The organism is Prochlorococcus marinus str. MIT 1214 (assembly GCF_027359355.1).
GTDB lineage: Bacteria > Cyanobacteriota > Cyanobacteriia > PCC-6307 > Cyanobiaceae > Prochlorococcus_B > Prochlorococcus_B marinus_F.
Genome location: NZ_CP114777.1, coordinates 102,666 through 125,025, shown reverse-complemented (window position 1 = coordinate 125,025; position 22,360 = coordinate 102,666). Strand labels below are relative to the sequence as shown.

The following is a 22,360-nucleotide window of genomic DNA, read 5'->3' as shown; positions in this document are numbered from 1 at the left end:
TAGTGAGTTTTTTGTGCTTGCTCAAGCTGATGATTGCTTGAGGGAATCACCCCCTCCTATTAATTAGCGAAAATCTATTAATTAAAGTCTCGACAAACTTTCAAGTAGTCCTTCAATCACTTTATAGAAGAACTCCAGATCAAGAGTTTCAACAGTATCGGTAGGTTCGTGATAGTGAGGATTCCTAAGGAATGAAGTATCAGTAATCATCATTGCGTTATACCCCTGATCCCAAAAAGGGCTGTGATCACTAAGACGTACATCAGCGAGAACATCTCCTTTTAAAGGGACAGGAAGAACTTTAGTTGGGACATACTTTCCCATGCTTGATGACAACTTAGGAAGCATTAAGGCACAACCTGTGTTGGCTACTAGTGCAATGAAATCACCTATCTCTCCAAATAGTTTTTTCATTGCAGGTAATGGATAATTTTGCTCCTTAGAGGTAAAAGCAATCATCTCAAGACTGACCATTAGCTTCAGCTTTTGACCAGCTGCTTTTAACTCTTTGGATAGAGCTTTACTACCAAGCATTCCCCATTCCTCCTGATCAAAGGCAACCAACCATATCGGTCTTATAGGAGGGTTATTTGTCCAATACTCAGCCAGTGCAAATAAGGCAGCTAAACCACTTGCATTGTCATCAGCACCGGGAGATTTAATTGGTCCGTCATAGTGAGCACCAATGAGTATTGGATCAACATTGGGATTTTGACCTGGAAATTTGAGAATGTAATTAACACCTTCTTCTGATCCTTCTTTGAATGAATGTTCGACAACATCTCCATAAAAGGAAAGGCGGTCTTTGACATAAATACGAACACTCATTAATCCAAGGGGATCCCATTTTGAATGACGAGGAATAGCAAGTTCCTTGAGATCCACAAGGAGCTGTTGTTTATTCATGATTAATAACTAATTAAATGGACTACTAGATTTGGACGATTTGAACTGGGCAATAAAAAAAGCCCTCTTAACGAGAGCTCACTTAGGAGTGATTAGATTTTTAATTGACGTAGAAAAGAATTTCTTTGAGCCGAGTATGCATCACTTGGTCTGAATTCGTCATTGGTGAGCGATACACTTTGTTGTTTTTGCCGTCAACGATAAACCTTACAGGCTTCACCAACACCTTTTGAAGATCTCTTTTCGAGTAATGGTTTCCAAGGAAGATTGCTTATACGAGCAACTTTCTGCACTTGCTTGTAAATTTCTTTTAATTGAAGCTCGGGTTGATTAGTGCTTTTCCCAAACCAAGGAGAAGAATTATTTGCCTCTGTTTCTCCAACCATTGCATATAATCGAATACATTCAAATCTAAGCTTTGCGTCACGCTCAATAGGACCAAGTCTTAGAACCAACGAACCCAACAAAAGAGTACTAATAACAGCTAATGCAGGGTAAAGAGTTGATTTGACCATCTAAATTATCCACCAAGAAGAGGTTCTAATAGAAAGCATATGATTTTTGGCAAACATTTCTGAAATCGTATTAAGTGCACGAGCAGGACTCAATAGCCCCCATAGGGGCCACCAGGAGAACAAGAGGCAGGCAGAATACCTGAGAGAGTCCCAGAACGGATCACAGGCCACGCAAAGCAAGAGAGTGGTCCAACCAAGCATTCAATACAAAAGGCTGCATTACAGGCAATTTAAGAGGTTAACCTGGTAGGACCAGCAAGAATAGATCACGTAGGAATAACCACAATCAAGTGAATAATCAGAGCGTTTCTCTCTAGGATTTTTCAAATAAATTCTATCTGTATGCAATTCTCGCAATGCTTTAGAGATAGAAGTTTAATTTTAGTGAATTTGGCAGGACCACTGGTAGGACATTTTGGTAGGACCTCTTGGTAGGACCACCTAAAGAGAAGAGATTATTATTAATCAACCAACCCAGTCATAGCAATGACTTAAAGGGTTAGTACCGCCTTGCCGTATGGCCCAAGAAGCATCGACCTGGAAGAACCAGAGGGGGAATCAAAATGAGGCTTCGTTTCCAGTACAAGCTGGTCTACGTTGCTTTCACGACAGTTTCCCCATATCGAAAGAGAGTCAGATCAGAGCACTTGAAAAGGCCTATACCAACAAAGCAGTACCTGAACAATTTAAACAAGATATCATCAAGAGGTAGGCCAAATTGACCTTATTTTTTTTAAAATATTTAATGCTTCTTTTTTTCTAGACAAAGTATCTTGATTATTCAATAGATAAGTAACGTGACCAAGCTTCCTTCCTTTTTTTTCTTCTTTTTCATAGCAATGAACATTTAAGCCAGGAATACCCCTTAAATTATTAAACCTCTGAGTGAGTGATATTGGATAGTTAGTTTGCAAGCCAAGCAAATTTGCCATTAAAGCTCCATTACTAAGCATTTCAGGATTGGGGACATCGATACCAGATGTGATACAAATTTGTTGATCAAACTGACTACTGTTGCAGGCATCAATAGAAAAATGACCTGAGTTATGAGTTCTTGGAGCTATTTCATTCACAAGTAATCCTTCAGATCCATAAAAGAATTCGATAGCAATAATACCCACATAATCCAACTCAGAAAGCAAGGAAGATACGATATTTTTTACCATTAGTTCAACGTCATGATTAATTTCTGCTGGAGCAAACACCCAATCGCATACTTGCTTAGTTTGGTAAGTCTCTACGATTGGGAAACTACGAACTATTCCCTTTGAATCCCTACTAGAAACAATAGATAATTCTTTTTCGAAAGGGACCCATTTCTCTAACATCCATTGCCCCTCTGTTTTAGACTCAAGAAATTCTTCCAGTTGTTTTATATTTTTAATAATCTTTGTTCCTTTACCGTCGTATCCACCTTTGGCGACTTTTGCCATTAATGGAAACCCCCAATTGGCTGGAAGATCAATTTCTGGTGACTTTACTAGAGGTATCGGCAACCAATCAGGGCAGGGAATATCAAGACTGTTTAATAACTCTCTTTGGTTTATTTTATTAATTAAAGGTCTTATAGATTGAAGCTTTGGAAAAAAAGAAACACCTTTATTTTGAATGTCAATTAGGCTTGAGATATCAATCCACTCATTTTCAAAGGTAATCAAGCATGTCTTTTCCGCAAGAAGTTTTGTACCTCCTGCATTTTTAGGATCATACAAAATCACTTGCTTTGCCTTTTTAGCCGCAGAATCAGTTTTGCTCGTGGTCTGAACAATGACATCAATATCTCTTTTCTTCCCAGCCTCGACTAGCAGCATTGCCAACTGTCCTCCACCCACGACCCCAATCATTAGTTCAAAACCTCATTTTTAGAGTTTCGCACAAGAAAAAAACACAACAAAGATTTCGTACAAGCAAACAGAAACAAGTGTAAATTGTAATTTTAATAAAAACATCCTTCATGCACAACCTAAAGAATATTCGACTACATGATTATTTTGATCTTGGAATAAATACTGAACGTATACGAACACATATCATTGGTTTATGAAATGTATTAATCAACCATATAATTACATTATTATTTTGATGATTTAGCAAAAAATCATCAATAGCCTTATATCCTCAGAACTGTGAATAAAGACAACCTACATATTCAAGTCTCTTTAACCACCAATCCATACGAAATAGTAATAGGGAAAAGTAGTCTTGAATGCATAGGGGATGAGCTAAGTAAAATTGGTTTCAAGAAAGGACTAAAAATTTTAGTCGTATCCAATAAAGAAGTCTCAGATCATTATTCTGAGTGCATAATTAAAAGTCTGAAGAAAAGTAACTACATTCCGAAGCTTTTAATATTAAAAGCAGGAGAAGAGCAAAAAAATCAATCTTCTATTGATTTAATTCACAATGCGGCTTATGAAGCCAGATTAGAGAGGGGATCATTAATGATTGCCCTTGGAGGTGGTGTAATTGGAGACATGACTGGTTTTGCTGCTGCTACATGGTTGCGTGGAATTCATGTAGTCCAAATCCCTACGACATTACTTGCCATGGTAGATGCTTCTATTGGTGGTAAAACGGGCATAAATCACTCAAAAGGCAAAAATCTAATAGGTGCTTTTCATCAACCTAAATTGGTGTTAATAGACCCCAAAACATTATCAACTCTCCCAACAAGAGAATTTAATGCGGGTATGGCAGAAATAATAAAGTATGGAGTTATATCAGACCTGGAACTTTTCGAGCTTCTTGAGAGAGAAGATAATATTTCTGATCTTTCAAGAATAAAAGAGAAACTGCTATTAGAAGTAATTAAGCGTTCTACTACATCTAAAGCAGAAATTGTCGTAAAAGATGAAAAGGAGAGTGGAGTTAGAGCTTTTTTAAATTACGGACACACATTTGGCCACGTAATAGAAAATCTTTGTGGTTATGGAAAATGGCTCCATGGTGAGGCAGTAGCAATGGGTATGATCGCAGTCGGTCAGTTAGCGGTTCAGAGGGGATTATGGAGAGAGATTGATGCTAAAAGACAGAAAAAATTAATAGAGAAAGCTGGTCTTCCTACCAAATGGCCAGGGCTTGAACTAGACAGTGTTCTAGAGTCACTACAAGGAGACAAAAAAGTGAAGAATGGTAAAGTGAGTTTTGTTATGCCATTAAAAATTGGTGATGTAAAATTATTTAATAATATCTCTAATAAAGAGATACACGAATGCTTACAAAAACTTAGCTAATTGGATCTTCAAGAAAACGATTTCGTAAAATTAGATTATTACTAGTTTCCTTCTGGAAAGCTAACCACCTAAATTCCCCCAGTCCCATCGGATCAACAAGTCTCAATAATGACTCTCTTTGATTTAATGCAGCAGAAAGATCATTACTCTTTGTATTTTGAAGAGAATAAAGAAAACTTGAAAGTCCTAATGCTAAGAGAGCTTGTCCCTGCCTAGTCTCACCCATAAACTTCCATCCGTTTTTCAGTGCATAATTAATGGTTGATTCAATGCATAAATGAGCTGTTAGATCACACAAGCCAGCATCTTTTAAAATATTAGGATTTGCTTCTTGATTACTATAGGAAATAAGAGTACCGTCTTTTCTCATTGCGTTGTAATAGCGCTTCGATTCCATCGCATAATCGACAACTAATAATGAGCCATTAATTACAGCCTTAGACAAGTTCCTAAACCAACTAGGTACATCACAATGCCATTCTGTGACCCATCTATTACAAATATCTTTTGGTGGGAACTCAATATTCAAAAGACTACTCGAATCTTTCAAAAACTTCATAATCGCTGAAGTAGGGCTGAGATCAACAAACTCCAAAAAATTTTCATCATTTATTTTTTTCAAGGAAACTCCCTGTCTAAAAACCTTATTTTCTGTAAAAACTAATCTCTCTACTGGGAAAGCGTCTAGAACCTCATTAGCAATCACTACACCTGTTACTGGCCTTGAAATAAGATCTTCGATATTGCTCCAGCGATAATTAGTACCCTCTAAGTTATTAACTACTTTTTCTTGTCGTTCCCTCATCCCTACATTTAATTCTACTAAAACAAGCTCAATTTTACCGATTAAAGCAGGTGCAATTTCCGCAATAGCCACTATCAAATCTCTTGATAACGTTCCTTCTCCTGGACCAATCTCAACAAGAGAAAGCAATTCGGATTCAATTCCTGATTTTTCTAGATCGAAAAGCCAATCAACAACTTGAATAGCTAATAAACGTGCGAAATCAATACCCAAAGATGGTGAGGTGCAAAAGTCTCCATCCCTACCAATATTCAATCTTCCTGTTGAATAAAATCCATTTTCAGGATCATTTAAAACTAAATTCATATAACTGTAGAAACTTATTGAACCGCCACCATCAATTATGCGATCGACCAACCATTCAGGACATCTCGCGCTCGGGTCAATCATGATAGAGAATACCCTCAGAGAAAATCGTGCACATGATGAAGAAATCATTTAAAAGAGCCATAATTTTTTGCATGGGACTCGTAATAATGTTTTTAATGGTAGGTGGAGCATATGCTTACGATAATCCTGAACTATTACCAAAAGAACAAACACCAATAATTGATCTTGCAAAAACTCTTAGTGAGAAGCAAAGATTAGACTTGGAGAACTCGCTAAATTCTTATGAACAAGAAAATGGCTGGAAAATAAGGGTTTTGTCGCAATATGAACAAACCCCTGGTTTAGCAGTTAAAGAGTATTGGGATCTTGATGAGACAAGTTTACTTATAATCGCTGATCCAAGAGGAGGGAATTTATTGAGTTTTAATGTTGGAGACGCATATTTTGCACTAATGCCCAGAATATTTTGGGTGGAATTACAAACTAGGTTTGGGAACCAATTTTATGTAAGAGATAATGGAGAGGACGGTGCAATATTAGCTTCAATACAAGCGGTGGAGACCTGTTTAGACCGTGGTGGTTGTGAAGTTGTACCTGGTTTACCCAAGGAACAATGGCAATGGACATTATTGACCTCCTTGTTGGGAGGAATTATTGCAGGTTTCGCAGCCTCGCCAAGAAAAGAAAATGAATCATTTTCAATAGGATGGCTTTTGCTCCTTTCCCCTCTTTGGATAATGCTGTTTGGAATTTTCGGCATTGCTCCTGTGGTAACAAGAACTAATGACATTTTGCCTTTAATGAGAAATGTTTTGGGATTTATAGGCTCTGCAATTGGTGCTTATTTAATTGCAGAAAGAAAATTTAAGGATCCTGATTTAAAAAAACAAAGTTAAAATTAATTGATTATTAAGAAAATAAAAATCGACTAAATACTAGTTTTCTTTGTTTAACAATATCTCTTTATATGCAATTGATGCATCATTCCTAAACCATCTGTGTGATGCATGAACAAGCTTGCCATTAGAAAACTCAACCCAAGAGAAATGGCACAAATTCTCACCTGCAGAATCAATACCTCTTCTTGGAACACACGCAGCATTTAAATATGAAGTACCCCATAGATCTTGAGCAAAAGTTTTTCTAGTTCGATTCCCCCCAATTCTTAACTGATGATGAGTGTGGCCAAAAACAACTAAATCAGGAACCCTAAATTTACGAATTTGATCAATTGCGATACCAAGATCTTTATCTCCCCAATCCATTGATGGCAATTTCCAATCTCTGCCACAAAGACTTGAAGACTCTGATCCAAGACCAACTGGTCCCGAATGAGCAAGTATTAATAAAGGGAAATCTATTGGGGCAGATTTGGCGGCAGAAACAATCCTAAAAACAGATTCATCAAGGCTGACCTCCCCGAATACAGACTTAACTTCTGTTGTTAAGAAAAAACCTCCACCTCCACTGCAGGGTCTAGCTCCAACGACAGAAAGTTCATTCAGTGCCCATTTTGACAATTTCCATGAACAATTCTTTTCACCTAATAAATCCAATTGGGCTCTTAAAACATCGCCAGATCCATCTCTACCTCTATCATGATTTCCAAGTATTACTGAAGTGGGAATAGAAATTTTATTTATAGCTCGAACAATCCTTAAATCACCATCAGACAAGTCACCAACAAATAAAACACCATCAGGATTCAGTTCCAAAAGCAAATCCAGATCATCCTGACTCCATGACCCATGTAAATCTCCAGCGATAGCAATTCGGATATCTGTCAGATTTTTTTGGAAATTACCCTCTATACTGCCCCAACACGTTGAATTGGAAACTAATTACTACTGTTTCCTATTACAAGACTGATAGATCAGTCTCAAATAAAAGCAAAAATCTCATCGAAGAGATAAATTTTTTGCGTAAAAAAAGAAACGCAATAATTCTTGCTCATTACTATCAAGAGCCTGCAATACAGGATATTGCAGATTTCATTGGAGATTCACTCGAATTATCCAGAAAAGCCTCTGAGACAAAAGCAGACGTTATTGTTTTTTGTGGCGTCCATTTCATGGCTGAAACAGCAAAGATATTGTGCCCAAATAAGACTGTTCTTCTTCCAGATTTTGATGCTGGATGCACACTCGCAGATGACTGCCAACCTGATGACTTCCAAAAATTCTTAGACAAACACCCTGATCATTTTGCTATCAGCTATATAAATTGTAGTGCAGCGGTAAAAGCAAAAAGCGACCTAATTTGTACAAGTAGTAACGCAGTTGATCTGGTAAACAAATTACCTAAAGATCTACCAATTTTATTTTCACCCGATAGGAATCTAGGTAGATGGGTTGAACGTGAGAGCGGTCGAAAATTAACATTGTGGCCTGGGAGATGCCTAGTACATGAGACTTTTAATGAAGAATCTCTTATAAAGTTAAAAATAAAGAACCCATCCGCTGAAGTTCTTGCTCACCCAGAATGTCAAGAAAATCTATTAGACCTGGCAGATTTCATAGGATCAACAAGCAAATTGCTGACTTACTCTCAAAATAGTGAGAATGAAAAATTTATCGTTCTCACTGAACCAGGAATAATTCATCAAATGAGATTAACAGACCCTTTAAAGACATATATCGAAGTACCTGGTCTAGATGGGTGTAGTTGCAATGAATGTCCATACATGAGAATGAATACCTTAGAAAAAGTATTAAATTGTCTAAAAGAAATGAATCCAGAGTTACACATGGACGAGCAAGTTAGGTCAATGGCCTACAAGCCACTCAAAAAGATGTTGGATATGAGTAATTAACTTTTCTGATGAATTTATCCCTTTTTATTGTTGTTTTAGGGGGAAGAAGCTTAAAAAGCAATATAGAAATACACGATGTAAGATGGGTTTTAGGTGCATCAATTGAGGATACATTCCCTGAACTTAGAAAACAATGGTTAGGAAAGATAAGCGGACTTCATATTGATAGTTATAAGTGTATTAAATATGTTGATGGATATGAAATAGTCTTATCTAAATCAAATAAAGATAATTTAATTATTCCAAAAATAGAAGATTTAAAACTTTGGTTTGTTAATTTAGGTGGTTACAATCCAAAAAGGATGTATGAAGAACATGAATTCAATCTAATTGTCGCAAAAAAAGCTATTGAGGCAAAGAAAAAAGCCAAAGAAAATTGGAATTCAGCTTTAAAAAACAAACATAATGATGACTACTCAGCTATAAATTATTTTGAACAAGTTGAAGATTTGCATCCTATAAAAATAAAGAATTGGGAAATAAATCTAATACCAGATCCGGAAGAAAGAAGTGAAGATCTTATCCCTGACTGGTATGGATATAGGAGAATTGATAAGTTGTAACTATTTCTTCAGGGCGAAACCTAAATTAGATTTTAAGGGGTTATAAGAATTTTTATTATTTTCAATTTTATACTTTTTAAGTAATATATTTTCAGCTGCAACATATTGACTATCTTTTAAAGTTCCTAAATCTGCATTTGTTAATCTATTTTTATCATTTAACAAAAGATCTGCTCTAATATCAGGTTCAATTCCATTTTTATTAATATCTTTACCACTTGGTGTTAAATATTTAGCAACTGTAACTGTTAGACCTGAGCCATCAGAAAGAGACCTTACAGACTGAACTAGTCCTTTACCAAAAGTCTTTTGCCCAACTAATACTCCTCTTTTATTATCTTTAATTGCACCAGAGAGAATCTCACTAGCACTAGCAGATCCTTCATCTATTAAGACTACAACTGGTCTGTTAGTTAAGGCTCTACTGTTTGCTTTCCTAATATCTGTAATACCATCTTTTGTTTTAGTACTAACAATAATTCCTGTATTTATCCATTGTCTAGCTATTTCAATGCTTGCCTCAAGCAAACCGCCAGGATTACTTCTAAGATCTAATACATAACCAAAAGGTTGTTGTTTTTCTAACTTATTAATCGATAAACTCATTTCTTTTGGAGATTTTGCATTAAATTGTTTCAACCTTAGATAACCAATTTTCGCTCCTAAAACTGTATTATTTATTCGACTATCAACTACATTAATTTCAATTCTATCTCGTATTAATGAGATATTTAACAACTCATCTTCTCTAATAATACCTAGTTCAACCTTCGTCCCTTTCTTACCTCGAATAAGTCTAACCGTACTATCGATACTCAGGCCTTCGATAGGCTTATCATCTATAGATACAATTATATCTTTAGGTTTTATTCCTGCGAGAAAAGCTGGTGTTCCTTCTATTGGTGCCACAACAACAATTTGATTAGTAGCTTCATCTAGAGAAATTTGAATACCGACTCCCATCAATTCACCAGTTGTATCTATTCTCATTTCATTGAATTCTTTAGGATCTAAAAATCTTGTATAAGGATCATCTAATCCAGTCAACATGTCTTTTATGGCAATATATGCATCGTCATTATCAAAATATTTGTTTGATAGTATTTCCTTTCTTAATTTAATCCAATCTTCTGCCTTATATTTCCCTGAATAGTCCAAAAAGTCGCGATAAATAATTTGCCATACCTGATCAATAATCTCCTTTGGGTTGTTAGTAATCAAAGTAGAAGAATTGGCCTGGAAGGGAAAAGATGGTAAAGGGGAAACAGCTATTAATAAACATATTTTTAAAAATCTCTTCAACATAATTATCAAATAATTTTTCTAATAATAAACAATTAAAATCTATATTCTGTTTTTAAGGGTCTACCCACTTGCCATCTTCTTTAATTAAATCAACTAAGGCCTGAACACCTTCATCCTCAGGTACCCTCTTGATTTCATCTCTATTTCTATATAGAGCAATGGTCCCAACACCTTTACCTACATAACCATAGTCAGCATCTGCCATCTCTCCAGGCCCATTAACTATGCACCCCATTACAGCAATATCCAAACCCGTTAAATGTTGAGTAGCATCTCTAACTTTTGCTACGACTTCCTCTAAATTAAATAATGTTCTACCACAACTAGGACAACTAATATATTCAACCATAGTTTTTCTCAAACCAACTGCTTGTAAAATTGAATATGCAACTGGTATTTCTTTTTCAGGCGCCTCTGTTAAAGAAACTCTTATGGTATCTCCAATACCCTCGGATAATAATGTACCTATACCTACCGTACTTTTAATTCTTCCATAATCCCCGTCTCCGGCTTCAGTTACACCCAAATGCAGAGGATAATTAAATCCCTCTTTGTCCATTGTGTCTGCCATCATTCTATAAGCAGCGAGCATCACTGGTGCTCGAGAAGCCTTCATCGAAATTACAATATTATGAAAATCTAATGAATGACATATTCGAATAAATTCCATAGCTGATTCAACCATTCCAAAGGGAGTATCTCCATAAGCAAATAACATTCTTTCAGACAAAGAGCCATGGTTAACTCCTATTCTGAGGGCCTTATTTTGTTCTTTTAGCGTATTAACAATTGGTTCGAATTTTTGTACGATCTTATCTTTAATTACATCAATTTCATCTTGAGTAAATTCAGTTCTATTAGGATCTGGTTTTTCAAAAACAAATAATCCTGGATTTATACGCACTTTATCTACATGCTTAGCCACCTCTAAAGCAATTTTCATTCCATTGTGGTGAACATCCGCTACTAATGGAACTGGTTGATAAGTACTAGCTAGAAGTTTTTTTATTTCTCCAACAGCTTTTGCACTTGCAAGAGTTGGAACAGTTAATCTAACAATCTCACATCCTATTTCATGCAATCTTCTTATTGCGGCCGTTGAACCCTCAATATCCATCGTATCTTCATTAATCATTGATTGAACACGCACTGGATTATCTCCACCGATACCTATATCACCTACCATTACTGGTCTAGTATCTCTACGAATAATTCTGGTGCTATATCGCTGAGAGAGATTATTTCCTTCCATATTCTTTTCCAGGGTCGCAATCATGGGTTAACAATTGAGCCTCTTTAATAAATAAGAATGACATATTTAAGGGCTATTATAAAAAATCAATTTTTTCCTTGATTTTTAAAAAATCTGATTTAGTCAGACTCATCGGTTTACCTTCCTCTTTTGATGGATTCCTAAGTAAATAAGATGGATGGAAAACAGGCATAACAAGTCTGTCCTCCCAATCAATCCATTTCCCCCTGAGGATACTAATACGAGACTTGATTTTCAAAATCGCTTCTAGTGCTGTTGCTCCAACTAGAACTATTACCCTGGGATTTACAAGTTTTATTTGTTGATACAACCAGGGAAGATTTTCTTGAATTTCAGCCTTTGTTGGGCGTCTATTTTGGGGTGGTCTACATTTGACCACGTTGCAAAAATAAACATCCTGGTTGATATCAATTCCTACATTTTGAAGCAATTTATCAAGTAATTTTCCAGACCTTCCTACAAAAGGTTCTCCCAGCTCTTCCTCCTTTGCTCCTGGGGCCTCTCCAATAATCATCAACTTAGCTAAGGGGTTGCCCCGAGATACAACAATTTTGTTTATAGAATTGCTTAAATTACAAACTTCAGAAAAGTCTTTATCAGGGGCGCTATTTTTATTCACATCAGAACATCCAAATCTGATCCTTTTGAAAGGTACGGCACTAAAATCAAGAATTTATTACCTTCTGGATCAAGAATCCATTGCTCAGCTCCAAAGTTTGCCAATTTTGGTATGCCCATAACACTACCTCCTATTTTTAATATCTCAGAAATCCACCTTTCAATCATTTTAGATGGATCTTCAGAAGGTTCACCTTGAAAACATAATGAGGTTGAATTTCCTTTCCTTTGCCATTCATGATTCTCATTAGGTCGATAAAAATGTATTTTGGATCGATTATTTATTGAAATAAAATAATGAGTTGCATTAAAACCTTTATTTGCCTTGTCAGAGTTGACCTTGGCATAAAAATCAGACAATTCTTTAGGGTTTTCAGAAGCAATTACAAAGTTTATGTTCATCAAAGGCATGCAAGTATCTGATTAAGTAGTAAGTTTGTAATTAGATCAATTCACTTTAAAAGTGAATCTAAGAAAAACATTTTGAAGTTATGCTTCGAAGATGACTGAAAAATCACAGATATCTAAAAGAGCTCTCTCAATAAAACCTTCTCTAACTCTTGAGATCAGCGCAAAAGCTAAGGCTTTAAAAGCTGAAGGAAAAAACATTTGTAGTTTAAGCGCTGGAGAACCTGATTTCGATACCCCAGAATTTATTATCAATGCAACTCTAAAAGCATTAAAAGATGGAAAAACTCGTTATGGACCTGCTGCTGGAGATCCAGAATTAAGAGAAGCCATTGCCCAAAAGCAATCAAATATTAATAAAGTTCCCACAAAAACAGACAATGTTTTGGTAACAAATGGAGGGAAACAAGCAATATACAATTTATTTCAGGTAGTTTTAAATCCTGGAGATGAAGTCCTCATACCTGCACCATATTGGCTTAGTTATCCAGAGATAACCCTTTTAGCTGGTGCCAAGCCAATTAAAATTAAATCTTCAACTAAAGATAATTTCAAAATAGATATCAATTCTCTTGAAGAAAACGTAACTGAAAAAACAAGGTTATTAATTATTAACTCTCCAAGTAATCCAACAGGCTGCGTTTTAACCGAGCAAGAAATGAATACTATTTCTGAGTTTTTAAGAAGACATCCAAGAATTTTTTTAATGAGTGATGAAATTTATGAATTTCTTATTTCTCCAAATCAAGTTCATCACAGTTTCGCAAAAATAGCACCAGATTTAAAAAATAGAATTTTCACAGTCAACGGTTTTGCAAAGGCATGGGCAATGACTGGCTGGAGGATTGGATACCTAACAGGAAATAAAGAAGTAATAAAGAAAGCCATTGCTTTACAAAGTCAAAGCACAAGCAATGTCTGTAGTTTTGCTCAAAAAGGAGCTATTGCCGCATTACAGGGCTCAAAAGATTGCGTTCATGAAATGGCAGAAATTTATAACAAAAGGAGGTTATTGATAATAGAAAGACTAAAAAAAATAAAAAATATTTCTTTTGTCCCTCCTACTGGAGCTTTCTATGTTTTCCCAGAAATTAATCTAGAGGATATCGATTCAATAAGTTTCTGTAAATTGGCACTAGAAAGGGTTGGCCTAGCAATAGTTCCAGGGATTGCTTTCGGAGATGACAAATGCATAAGAATCTCATATGCATCTTCAAATGAAATGATTAACGATGGAGTTGATAGATTAGAAAGACTTTTAAATGATTTTTAGATTTTTAAATAAAAAAAAATGCATCAAGCGCCAAGAACAATCAAAATCACGAAAATAACGATTGCTCTTTTATCAATATTGAATTTATCTAATATTGATTCATTAAAAGCAGAGGAAACACTTCTCATTGGGGCGATACCAGATCAAAACCCAGAGCACCTGAATCGTTTATATAAAGTATTATCCTCTGAATTAAGCGAGCAGCTCAATGTTCAAGTCCGTTATATACCAGTTACTAATTATGCTGCAGCTGTCACAGCTTTTAGGACCGGGAATTTAGATTTAGTATGGTTCGGTGCTTTAACGGGTGTACAAGCAAGACTTCAACGCAAAGGATCCAAGGTAATAGCACAAAGAGATATTGATGAAAAATTCCATAGTGTTTTTATTGCAAACAAGAAAAGTTCAATCCAAAAAATAAATAACATAAATGACTTAAAAACACTGAAAAGCAAGCGTTTTACTTTTGGCTCTGAAAGTTCAACATCAGGAAGATTGATGCCACAATATTTTTTAAACAAAGCAGGTGTTCAACTTAAAGATTTCAAAGGTGGAAGCCCAGGCTTTAGTGGTAGTCACGATGCAACATTAATACTTGTGCAAAGTGGTTCATATGAGGCAGGTGCTCTTAGCGAAGAAGTATGGAAGAGAAATCTTGAGAGAGGACGCGTGGATCCCTCAAAAGTCTTTGTGACGTGGAAGACTCCTTCTTATCATAATTATCATTGGCTTGCTCAAGGAAACCTAGATAAAAAGTTCAATAAAGGTTTTACGAAAGAGCTTACAAATGTATTTTTACGTTTCAATGAAAAGTCAAAAAGACAAAAACAAATTCTCGAATTATTTAGCGCAAAGAAATTTATAATATCAAAAAACGAAAATTATAATAGAATAGAAAAGATAGGTAGAAAAATTGGAAAGATTAAGTGACTAAGTTACTAGAATTAAAGAATATAAGCCATAGCAGTAAAGAAAGTATTAGAGTAAAAGATATTAATTTAACAATAAATAAAGGTGAGAAGATTGCGCTTATTGGCAAGAGTGGTTCTGGTAAAAGTACATTAATTTCGATCGCGAATGGATCACTAATCCCAAACGAAGGGGATGTAATGTGGAAAGGTTCTCACATTAAGAATATCTCAAATATTGAATCGTCAAAAATAGGAACTATATGGCAGGATTTATCTTTAATAGAAGAATTAAATGTCGCTCAGAATATAAACTGCGGTGCATTGGGTAAACACAATTTCATATGGGCTTTAAAAAATCTCCTAGGAGTCTTAGATAAAGGTTTATGCCAAGAATGCCTAGCCGCAGTCTCTCTGCCAAAAAAAACTATTTATTCCTATATAAATAAACTTTCTGGTGGGCAAAAAAAAAGAATAGAAATTGCTCGTCTTTTAAGACAAGAACCAGAGATTCTTCTTGGAGACGAACCTTTCTCAAATTTAGATCCTCTATTATCAAAAAATATCTTAAATTTATTTATTAATCAAAAAAATTATCTTAGAATTAAAATCCCTGAGACCATACTTATAAGTCTTCACCAAATAAATTTAATAAATAATTTCAATAGAGTTATTGGGTTAAAAGATGGAGAAATTGTAATAGATAGAGAAATTAATAATATTAATCAATCAGAGTTTGATTGGCTATTTTAATTCATAATGAAATTAATAAAACCAGTATCAACTTTATTAACATTAATCCCATCAATAGCCTACATTCCCATTCTAATAGAAATCATCAAAGGATTTCATATTGGGGGTCTAAATGTCATATTGCTATTCATAAGATCAGCCATAAAACCATCGTTCAATCAAGAAATAATTAAAAGCGCATGGGAAGGACTTCAAATAACAATTGCTACTGCTTTAACTAGCTGGGTCATAAGTATGCTTATTGGAATTCTTTTAGGTGTACTATCTACAGATTTATTTTGGAAAAGTATTCCTAAATTTTCTTATTTAGGTAAATTCATAAAATACTCATTAGCAATTCCAAGATCAATACATGAAGTAGTTTGGGGCTTGCTATTTATACAAATTTTTGGTTTGAATATTTGGGTGGCAATTATATCTATCGTAATACCCTATTCAGCCTTAACAGCAAGAGTAATTTCAGAACAACTAGATAGTTTTGACATACAACCTTTAATAGCAATTAAGCAAACTGGATCTAATATTATGAGCTCATTTATAACTATTCTACTACCTAGATTAATACCTATCGTATCTACATATGGAAGTTACAGATTTGAATGTGCAATTAGAGGTGTAACATTACTTGGAATATTTGGATTAGGAGGTATAGGAACGGAACTATATTTAACTTTAAAATCCTTTGAATTCAATGAAATGTGGACTTGTTTGTGGATGCTTTGGTTAGTAATGATTTTATTAGAGAAATTTATAAGATTTTCAAGAAGTTATTTATCTGAAAATATTAGTTTGAAAAATTCTTTCTTAATCTCAATCTCAATATTTTCACTATCTATATCGTTAGGTATTAGTTGGCTTTATAATCTCAATTTTGAGATATTTACTCCATTAAGCTTTTCTTATTTAAATTTACCTTCATTCTTAGAGATAAGAAATGGATTTAATACCTTACCTCTGTTTAAACTAATCATTACAACAATTTTAATGACTTTTTTCGCGTCTGGGATTGCAATAGGGACACCTCCACTTTTACTAGTATTATTCCCAGGTAAATTCTCTCTCAAAGTTCAAAATCTTATTTGGATCTTCTTGAGATTAATACCTCCTCCATTGACCACTATACTTATTCTTCTTTTTACTAATCCTAATATATCTGTAGCCGCATTATCACTAGGAATCACGCATATGGGTGTCATGGGAAGATTACTTACAGATAACATACTAAATCAAGAAAAAAGTATTTATCGAGCAATTAAAAGCAATGGTTCAAGCAAAAAATCAGCAACACTTTATGGAATATTAGCCCCTCAAAGTAATAGTTACTTAGCTTATGGAGCATATAGAAGTGACGTAATCCTAAAAGAAACAGCAATTATAGGTGCAGTCGGAGGAGTAGGATTAGGGTGGCAATTACAGGAATCACTAAGCTCATTCGATTGGGTACAAGTCATGATAATAACTGCTACTTTCTCTTTATTAACAATGTCAGGAGAATTTTTATTTAACACTTCTCAAAATTATTGGTTAAAGAATTCAACCAACAATTTCATTAGTTAATTAGTTTATTCAACATATCGACTTATGAATAAATATCAGAAAAAATTAATCATAATAGGAGATAGTGGAGTTTACGGATGGGGAGATCTAGAGGGAGGGGGATGGTCTGAGAGATTAAGAAAAAACTGGTTAAATTTAGATGGTGCCCCTATCATTTATTCTCTTGGAGTAAGAGGAGATGGATTAGAGAAAGTTGCTATAAGATATAAGAATGAGTGGGCAACAAGGGGAGAGTTAAGGAGAAAAGTTCCTGAAGGTATTTTGCTATCAATTGGGTTAAATGATACAGCTAGAATTGGAAGAAAAGATGGCAGGCCCCAACTTTCCGAAGATGCTTTTAAATTTGGCTTAAAACAATTAGTAAACGAAATCAAGAATGAAGTACATATAATGGTTCTTGGATTAACCCCTGTTAATGAAGACTCAATGCCTTTCGCAGAATGTCTTTGGTATTCAAATCAAGCTTGTTCTATATATGAAAATAAAATTGAAGAAACTTGCTTAGAATTAAATGTCCCATTTTTATCTATCCATGAGAAAATGATCAACCTATTATCATTTAAAGAATTACTCTCATCAGATGGAATACATCTAAATACTAAGGGTCATAAATGGATTTATGAGCAAATTAGCGAATGGCCAGCACTAAAGAAGTGGGCTGATTTAAAATAAATATTTCAAACAAACTTCAAATATAAAAAGATAGAAATAATAGCGGCTATAGATGTCTGGATAGAATTAACTAATTCATTAGTCATCCAATCAATCTTATTTTGAACCACTGCTCCAATATAACTTTCCAAAAAAGTTGCTACATAACCAGAGAAGAAGACTATAAAAGCAACAGATAGTCCAGAAATGATCGAGAGATTAAGCATAAACACAGTCATGATAAAACTTCCTAACAAACCAGCCATCGAACCTTCGATGCTTACTGCCCCCTCTGTTCCTGGTGATACTGGTTTTAAAGTCGTAATTAGAAAAGTTCTTTTACCAAATCTTTTGCCAATTTCACTTGAAAAAGTATCGGAAAGTTTTGCGCTGAAACTAGAAGCAAAACCCACCATGAATAAACTTAAGAAGTTTGGCCAAAGACAACTTAATAAGGCGAGTGAGCAACCTGTTGCGGCAGACCCCCACACATTTTCAGGGCCACGTTTACCACCTCTGGATTCAGCAATCCCTCGAGAAGCCTTATTTTTATATCCAATTTTTGTAACTAAAGTTCCCAACAATAGATATACACAAACTGATATCCAACCATTCCAACCAATAGATCCTAATAAAAATGTTCCAAGTATTCCAGCATGAATCCAACCTTTCTTAGTTAAAAACGGAAGTCTATGTCCCAAAAATATCAATAAAAAATTTATCAAAAAAGCGTTAATCCAAATACCGCTAATAAAAGAGAAGTTAGCCATCATTCCTAATCAGCATGCCTGTTTCTAAACAATAGACGGTTTTATGATCAAAAATATTCAATCTTAAAGGGATGATTTAAGTCTTCTCCATGAAGTCATTAGCTGACAGGCACTTACGGCAGCTGTTGATGTCCTCAAAATAGTTTCTCCCATAGACACCCCAGACAAGCCAGAGTCGAGAGCCAATACCTCTTCATCTTTATCCCAGCCTCCCTCTGGACCAATAACCACCCAAAGTTGATTAACTGTATGTGGTGTTTCTTTTAGCCAATTCACACAATCCTGTAATTCTTTAATGCGAGTTGTGGCAAATCCTATTTGAGCTTCGGAAGGCAAATCATTTATCCAATTGGGAAATGTCAATACATGCATAAGTTCAGGACTCCAGAGTCTTTCAGATTGCTCGACGGCTTCATGAATAATTTTTTGATATCTAATAATTTTTTCGTTATTGCATTCTTTAACTACTGATCGTTTTGAAATCAATGGTTGAATAATATCAACTCCTATCTCACAACTCATTTGCAAAAAGTTTTCAAACCCCTTTTTAGGAATAACTACAGCAATGCCTATTAATGGTCTCTCTCTTGAAACGACTTGAAGAGATTTATCAAAACCATTGGTAAGTTTTATAGTTTTTTTTTCAACAATTTTTGCGTTCCAAAGGTGACCTTTTCCATCAATAACCTCTAAAAGATCTTCAGATCTCATCCTCATAACCCTAGATAAATAATGTGATTCATTAGAGGTCAAAGTCAACTCTCCATTTGAATCGATTTCATCACTTAATCGATTTGGATCTATAAATAATCTTATTTTCTTAGCCATAGAAAATTAATCTATTGAAGAAAATATTGAATCAGGATGTTCTTCTACTGGCCAATCTTGATTTACTCCTCCGATAATTAGTTCCTCTATTTTCACAACATCAACATCCATTTGTTTTAGTACATTTATCAAAACATCAATTGCTATGAGGTCAGAAGTACCTAAATCTACCCAACATCTAGCCCAACACTCATTAAATTCAAATTCTCCAAGATTATGCATTAATGATGGAAGACTAGAAGAGGTATCGTCATTTTCATAGCTCATCCAACTGACATCAGAACCCATTTCATGCGCTTGCAAATTTTCAGAATTAAATCCCCCAAGTCTGCCTAGCACATACCAAGAATCAAAAATACCATCAACGTATTCTTTTTCTCCCTTACTTGGGACATCTGAATATCTAAGCCATATCCAACAATTGAAAGGATCAACTTCACGAAATCTAACTTCCATAAAAAATAGATCTTAAAAAAGAAAAACCAAAAGATATCAAACATAATCTAATGTAAATTGATTAAATAAAATTGAAAAATCTTTATTTAATTGATCAAAGCCTCAATAAAAATGCTTAGTTTAAAAAATATTTATTACCATCCCTCAACAGCAGAGAAGCCAATCCTTCAAGATTTGTGTTTAAAATCAAATACTGGAAAAATCACCATAGTTAAAGGACCCAGTGGAAGTGGAAAAACTACATTGGTAGAAATCATTAGCGGTCTTTCGGGATATCAAAAAGGAGAAATAACATGGTTCAACAAAACTCTAAATGCACGTCAGCGCAGGTGTTTATGTGGATTGGTTTTTCAATTTCCAGAAAGATATTTTCTTGGATTATCGGTGGCTCAAGAATTACGTCTTGGACATAAGAGATTAACCACTGAAGAACAAATTTCAGCCCTCACAAAAGTTGGGTTGATCAACTTAGATTTAAAAAAGCCACCAGAATCTCTTAGTGGAGGACAACAACGACGACTAGCTATTGCTGTTCAACTCTTAAGGAGTCCAAAAGTACTTTTATTAGACGAGCCAACAGCAGGTTTAGATTGGTCAGTAAGAAACGGAATTATAGAATTACTCGCAAAGCTAAAAGACAAGCAGACTATTCTAATAGTTACACATGAACCTGAACTTTTTAAAAATTTGAATACTGACAATTATGAGTTGCACAATGGTCAACTTATCCCTGAGTAAACAATTCAACTAATCAATGACAGATTTACTAGTGAGAGCTACTGCTGCGAGAGGAGGGATCAGGCTAGTCGCCGTGTCAACAACTGAATCAACAAAAGAAGCAAAAAAAAGACATTCTCTTTCATATTTAACTTCTGCAATTGTAGGTAGGGCCATGAGTGCAAGTCTATTGCTTGCAAGCTCAATGAAAGTAAATCATGGAAGGGTGACTTTGAGGGTAAGCTCAAATGGACCACTAAAAGGATTAACCATTGATGCGGGTAGAGATGGAAGTGTGAGAGGTTACGTTGGCGATCCAAGTCTTGAATTAGACCTAATTAAAAATAAAAGCAATCACTATACATTTGATTTTAAAAAAGCTACAGGTATTGGCTATCTTCACGTTATTAGAGACGATGGAAAAGGTGAACCGCACAACAGCACAGTTGAATTAATTAATGGAGGTATAGGTGAAGATATAGCTTCCTATTTATTACATTCTGAACAAACTCCATCAGCTGTGTTTGTTGGAGAAAGAATTAATCAAGATGGAATAGTTTGTAGCGGAGGACTTTTAGCACAAATACTACCCAAAGCAGAACGAGACTATTCATTGATAGCCCTACTTGAAGATCGATGTAAAGAAATTAACTCTTTTAGTGAATTATTAAACAAAAAAGGGACAAACCTTATTTCTCTAATTGAAGAAATTTTTCCTGATCTTGATCAATCACATTCAGATATTATTAGCACATCCCAAGAAGTTCGTTTTAAATGTAGATGCTCAAGAGAAAGAAGCCTATCAGCATTGAAGATATTGGGAAAAAAAGAGCTTCAGGAAATGATAAAGGAGGATGGGAAAGCAGAACTTACATGTCAATTCTGCAAAAATGTTTATCTTGTTAACGAGGATGAATTGGTATCTTTAATCGATTAAAGGATTAATCAAGGAAAATCACTCCTAACCAAAGTAAAAATACTGCGGGTATCGCTTCAAATTTGTCTGAAGACAATGATCCAGCGTTATCAATAAATGATTGAGCACCACCCAAAAGTAATGCCCCAGATAGAAGTCCTATACTCAGAAGAAGAATGCACCAGAGGATAGACGAAAAGAAAGGCCTACCTCTCCGAGATTGACTAATGAATAGGCCTATTGTTGATAATGAAAGTATTAATTCAACACTTTCAGAAGGCACAATTAAAACAAGTAAAAAAGCCAATATTCCAAGAGAAATTCTTATATTTAATTCTTGTCCAGAGGGCAACTCTAAGCTTGGTAAAAAATTAGATTTTGATGCCTCATATTTAGGAAGATTTAAATTTTTCAATCTAGTAAGAAGAGAACCAGGTCCTTTCTCACCAACTTTCTTGGCTTCATTTTCTTTCTTTGATGCAGTTATTGCCTCGTTACTTGCATTACCAAGTTGTCTTGACTTAAGACTTACCATTAGCAATGAATCATAAGCAGCTTCTATTTTTGCTTTAGTGATTTGCTCTTCTCCAGCCTCAATTAACTTTTTGTCCCTTGCTTCTTGAATAGCATCAAAACTTGCACCCTCATTTATTCCAAGTATCAAATAGGGATCTTGTGAGTTTGAATTTGATTGTGAATTGGTACCAGGATCCATAGATTTTCAAAAAAAGATTTATGAACTCTCTTTATTAATTAGATATTA

General features: G+C 34.8%; 24 protein-coding genes and 1 other RNA gene. 11 read left to right on the top strand and 14 right to left on the bottom strand.

All coding sequences use genetic code 11. From position 1 onward, the window contains the following. Positions 1-81: 81 nt before the first annotated feature. The 4 genes from O5639_RS00615 to O5639_RS00600 all read right to left on the bottom strand — a co-directional run bounded on the left by O5639_RS00615 (position 82) and on the right by O5639_RS00600 (position 3,265). The gene (locus O5639_RS00615; RefSeq protein ID WP_269624594.1) at positions 82-906 is read right to left on the bottom strand and encodes a M28 family peptidase; all 825 of its coding nucleotides are present in this window, start codon (positions 904-906) and stop codon (positions 82-84) included. 194 nt (positions 907-1,100) lie between these two features. Continuing rightward, positions 1,101-1,421: a hypothetical protein gene (locus O5639_RS00610; RefSeq protein WP_269624593.1), complete on the bottom strand. Its 321-nt coding sequence runs from the start codon at positions 1,419-1,421 to the stop codon at positions 1,101-1,103. Between the two features lie 498 nt (positions 1,422-1,919). Beyond that, positions 1,920-2,101, bottom strand: a non-coding RNA gene (gene ssrS / locus O5639_RS00605) — 6S RNA. 21 nt (positions 2,102-2,122) lie between these two features. After that, complete coding sequence (locus tag O5639_RS00600) at positions 2,123-3,265, bottom strand: 5-(carboxyamino)imidazole ribonucleotide synthase (RefSeq protein WP_269624592.1); 1,143 nt, start codon at positions 3,263-3,265, stop codon at positions 2,123-2,125. Between the two features lie 282 nt (positions 3,266-3,547). Here O5639_RS00600 and aroB point away from each other — a divergent pair, with 282 nt between their 5' ends. After that, complete coding sequence (gene aroB, locus O5639_RS00595; protein ID WP_269624591.1) at positions 3,548-4,654, top strand: 3-dehydroquinate synthase; 1,107 nt, start codon at positions 3,548-3,550, stop codon at positions 4,652-4,654. Here aroB and O5639_RS00590 read toward each other — a convergent pair. Next, positions 4,647-5,849, bottom strand: a complete 1,203-nt coding sequence (locus O5639_RS00590; RefSeq protein WP_269624590.1) for a class I SAM-dependent methyltransferase — start codon at positions 5,847-5,849, stop codon at positions 4,647-4,649. The two genes, aroB and O5639_RS00590, sit on opposite strands and share 8 nt — an antisense overlap. Before the next feature lie 86 nt (positions 5,850-5,935). Here O5639_RS00590 and O5639_RS00585 point away from each other — a divergent pair, with 86 nt between their 5' ends. Beyond that, positions 5,936-6,685 (top strand): TPM domain-containing protein, encoded by a 750-nt coding sequence (locus O5639_RS00585; protein WP_269625556.1) that lies wholly within the window; start codon positions 5,936-5,938, stop codon positions 6,683-6,685. Between the two features lie 39 nt (positions 6,686-6,724). Here the strand turns inward: O5639_RS00585 and O5639_RS00580 are convergent, their stop codons facing one another. Further along, positions 6,725-7,567, bottom strand: a complete 843-nt coding sequence (locus O5639_RS00580) for a TIGR04168 family protein (RefSeq protein WP_269625555.1) — start codon at positions 7,565-7,567, stop codon at positions 6,725-6,727. 62 nt (positions 7,568-7,629) lie between these two features. Here O5639_RS00580 and nadA point away from each other — a divergent pair, with 62 nt between their 5' ends. Continuing rightward, positions 7,630-8,601 (top strand): quinolinate synthase NadA, encoded by a 972-nt coding sequence (gene nadA, locus O5639_RS00575; RefSeq protein ID WP_420063681.1) that lies wholly within the window; start codon positions 7,630-7,632, stop codon positions 8,599-8,601. Between the two features lie 8 nt (positions 8,602-8,609). Then, positions 8,610-9,164 (top strand): DUF1543 domain-containing protein, encoded by a 555-nt coding sequence (locus tag O5639_RS00570; protein WP_269624588.1) that lies wholly within the window; start codon positions 8,610-8,612, stop codon positions 9,162-9,164. On the opposite strand, the gene O5639_RS00565 is transcribed toward O5639_RS00570, so the two are convergent. The 4 genes from O5639_RS00565 to O5639_RS00550 are packed head-to-tail and all read right to left on the bottom strand — an operon-like array spanning position 9,165 to position 12,762. Then, entirely contained in the window at positions 9,165-10,469 is a 1,305-nt protein-coding gene (locus O5639_RS00565) for a S41 family peptidase (RefSeq protein WP_269624587.1), read from the bottom strand. A 52-nt stretch (positions 10,470-10,521) separates the two neighbouring features. Beyond that, a complete protein-coding gene (gene ispG / locus O5639_RS00560) occupies positions 10,522-11,745 on the bottom strand; it encodes a (E)-4-hydroxy-3-methylbut-2-enyl-diphosphate synthase (protein ID WP_269624586.1) in 1,224 nt (407 codons plus the stop codon). A 52-nt stretch (positions 11,746-11,797) separates the two neighbouring features. Further along, on the bottom strand, positions 11,798-12,361 hold the full coding sequence (locus O5639_RS00555) for a uracil-DNA glycosylase (protein WP_269624585.1): 564 nt from the start codon (positions 12,359-12,361) through the stop codon (positions 11,798-11,800). Beyond that, the gene (locus O5639_RS00550; protein WP_269624584.1) at positions 12,358-12,762 is read right to left on the bottom strand and encodes a VOC family protein; all 405 of its coding nucleotides are present in this window, start codon (positions 12,760-12,762) and stop codon (positions 12,358-12,360) included. The genes O5639_RS00555 and O5639_RS00550 overlap by 4 nt, the downstream gene beginning before the upstream one ends. Positions 12,763-12,862: 100 nt before the next feature. On the opposite strand from O5639_RS00550, the gene O5639_RS00545 reads away from it, so the two are divergent. The 5 genes from O5639_RS00545 to O5639_RS00525 are packed head-to-tail and all read left to right on the top strand — an operon-like array spanning position 12,863 to position 17,931. Further along, on the top strand, positions 12,863-14,041 hold the full coding sequence (locus tag O5639_RS00545) for a pyridoxal phosphate-dependent aminotransferase (RefSeq protein WP_269624583.1): 1,179 nt from the start codon (positions 12,863-12,865) through the stop codon (positions 14,039-14,041). 18 nt (positions 14,042-14,059) lie between these two features. Then, a complete protein-coding gene (locus tag O5639_RS00540) occupies positions 14,060-14,971 on the top strand; it encodes a putative selenate ABC transporter substrate-binding protein (protein ID WP_269624582.1) in 912 nt (303 codons plus the stop codon). After that, entirely contained in the window at positions 14,968-15,702 is a 735-nt protein-coding gene (locus O5639_RS00535) for an ATP-binding cassette domain-containing protein (protein ID WP_269624581.1), read from the top strand. Before O5639_RS00540 ends, O5639_RS00535 begins: the two co-directional genes overlap by 4 nt. A 6-nt stretch (positions 15,703-15,708) precedes the next feature. After that, positions 15,709-17,259, top strand: a complete 1,551-nt coding sequence (locus tag O5639_RS00530; protein WP_269624580.1) for a PhnE/PtxC family ABC transporter permease — start codon at positions 15,709-15,711, stop codon at positions 17,257-17,259. A gap of 24 nt (positions 17,260-17,283) precedes the next feature. Then, the gene (locus O5639_RS00525) at positions 17,284-17,931 is read left to right on the top strand and encodes a GDSL-type esterase/lipase family protein (protein ID WP_269624579.1); all 648 of its coding nucleotides are present in this window, start codon (positions 17,284-17,286) and stop codon (positions 17,929-17,931) included. Positions 17,932-17,936: 5 nt separating this feature from the next. On the opposite strand, the gene O5639_RS00520 is transcribed toward O5639_RS00525, so the two are convergent. The 3 genes from O5639_RS00520 to O5639_RS00510 all read right to left on the bottom strand — a co-directional run bounded on the left by O5639_RS00520 (position 17,937) and on the right by O5639_RS00510 (position 19,964). Beyond that, positions 17,937-18,680 (bottom strand): TIGR00297 family protein, encoded by a 744-nt coding sequence (locus tag O5639_RS00520; RefSeq protein WP_269625554.1) that lies wholly within the window; start codon positions 18,678-18,680, stop codon positions 17,937-17,939. Positions 18,681-18,743: 63 nt separating this feature from the next. Then, entirely contained in the window at positions 18,744-19,508 is a 765-nt protein-coding gene (locus O5639_RS00515) for a 16S rRNA (uracil(1498)-N(3))-methyltransferase (RefSeq protein WP_269624578.1), read from the bottom strand. 6 nt (positions 19,509-19,514) lie between these two features. Further along, the gene (locus O5639_RS00510) at positions 19,515-19,964 is read right to left on the bottom strand and encodes a DUF3531 family protein (protein WP_269624577.1); all 450 of its coding nucleotides are present in this window, start codon (positions 19,962-19,964) and stop codon (positions 19,515-19,517) included. Between the two features lie 111 nt (positions 19,965-20,075). On the opposite strand from O5639_RS00510, the gene O5639_RS00505 reads away from it, so the two are divergent. Both O5639_RS00505 and hslO read left to right on the top strand, forming a co-directional pair. Then, positions 20,076-20,702, top strand: a complete 627-nt coding sequence (locus tag O5639_RS00505; RefSeq protein WP_269624576.1) for an ABC transporter ATP-binding protein — start codon at positions 20,076-20,078, stop codon at positions 20,700-20,702. 16 nt (positions 20,703-20,718) lie between these two features. Continuing rightward, a complete protein-coding gene (gene hslO, locus O5639_RS00500; RefSeq protein ID WP_269624575.1) occupies positions 20,719-21,618 on the top strand; it encodes an Hsp33 family molecular chaperone HslO in 900 nt (299 codons plus the stop codon). A 4-nt stretch (positions 21,619-21,622) separates the two neighbouring features. On the opposite strand, the gene O5639_RS00495 is transcribed toward hslO, so the two are convergent. Then, positions 21,623-22,312, bottom strand: coding sequence for a CPP1-like family protein (locus tag O5639_RS00495; RefSeq protein WP_269624574.1), 690 nt, complete (start codon positions 22,310-22,312; stop codon positions 21,623-21,625). Positions 22,313-22,360: the final 48 nt, after the last annotated feature.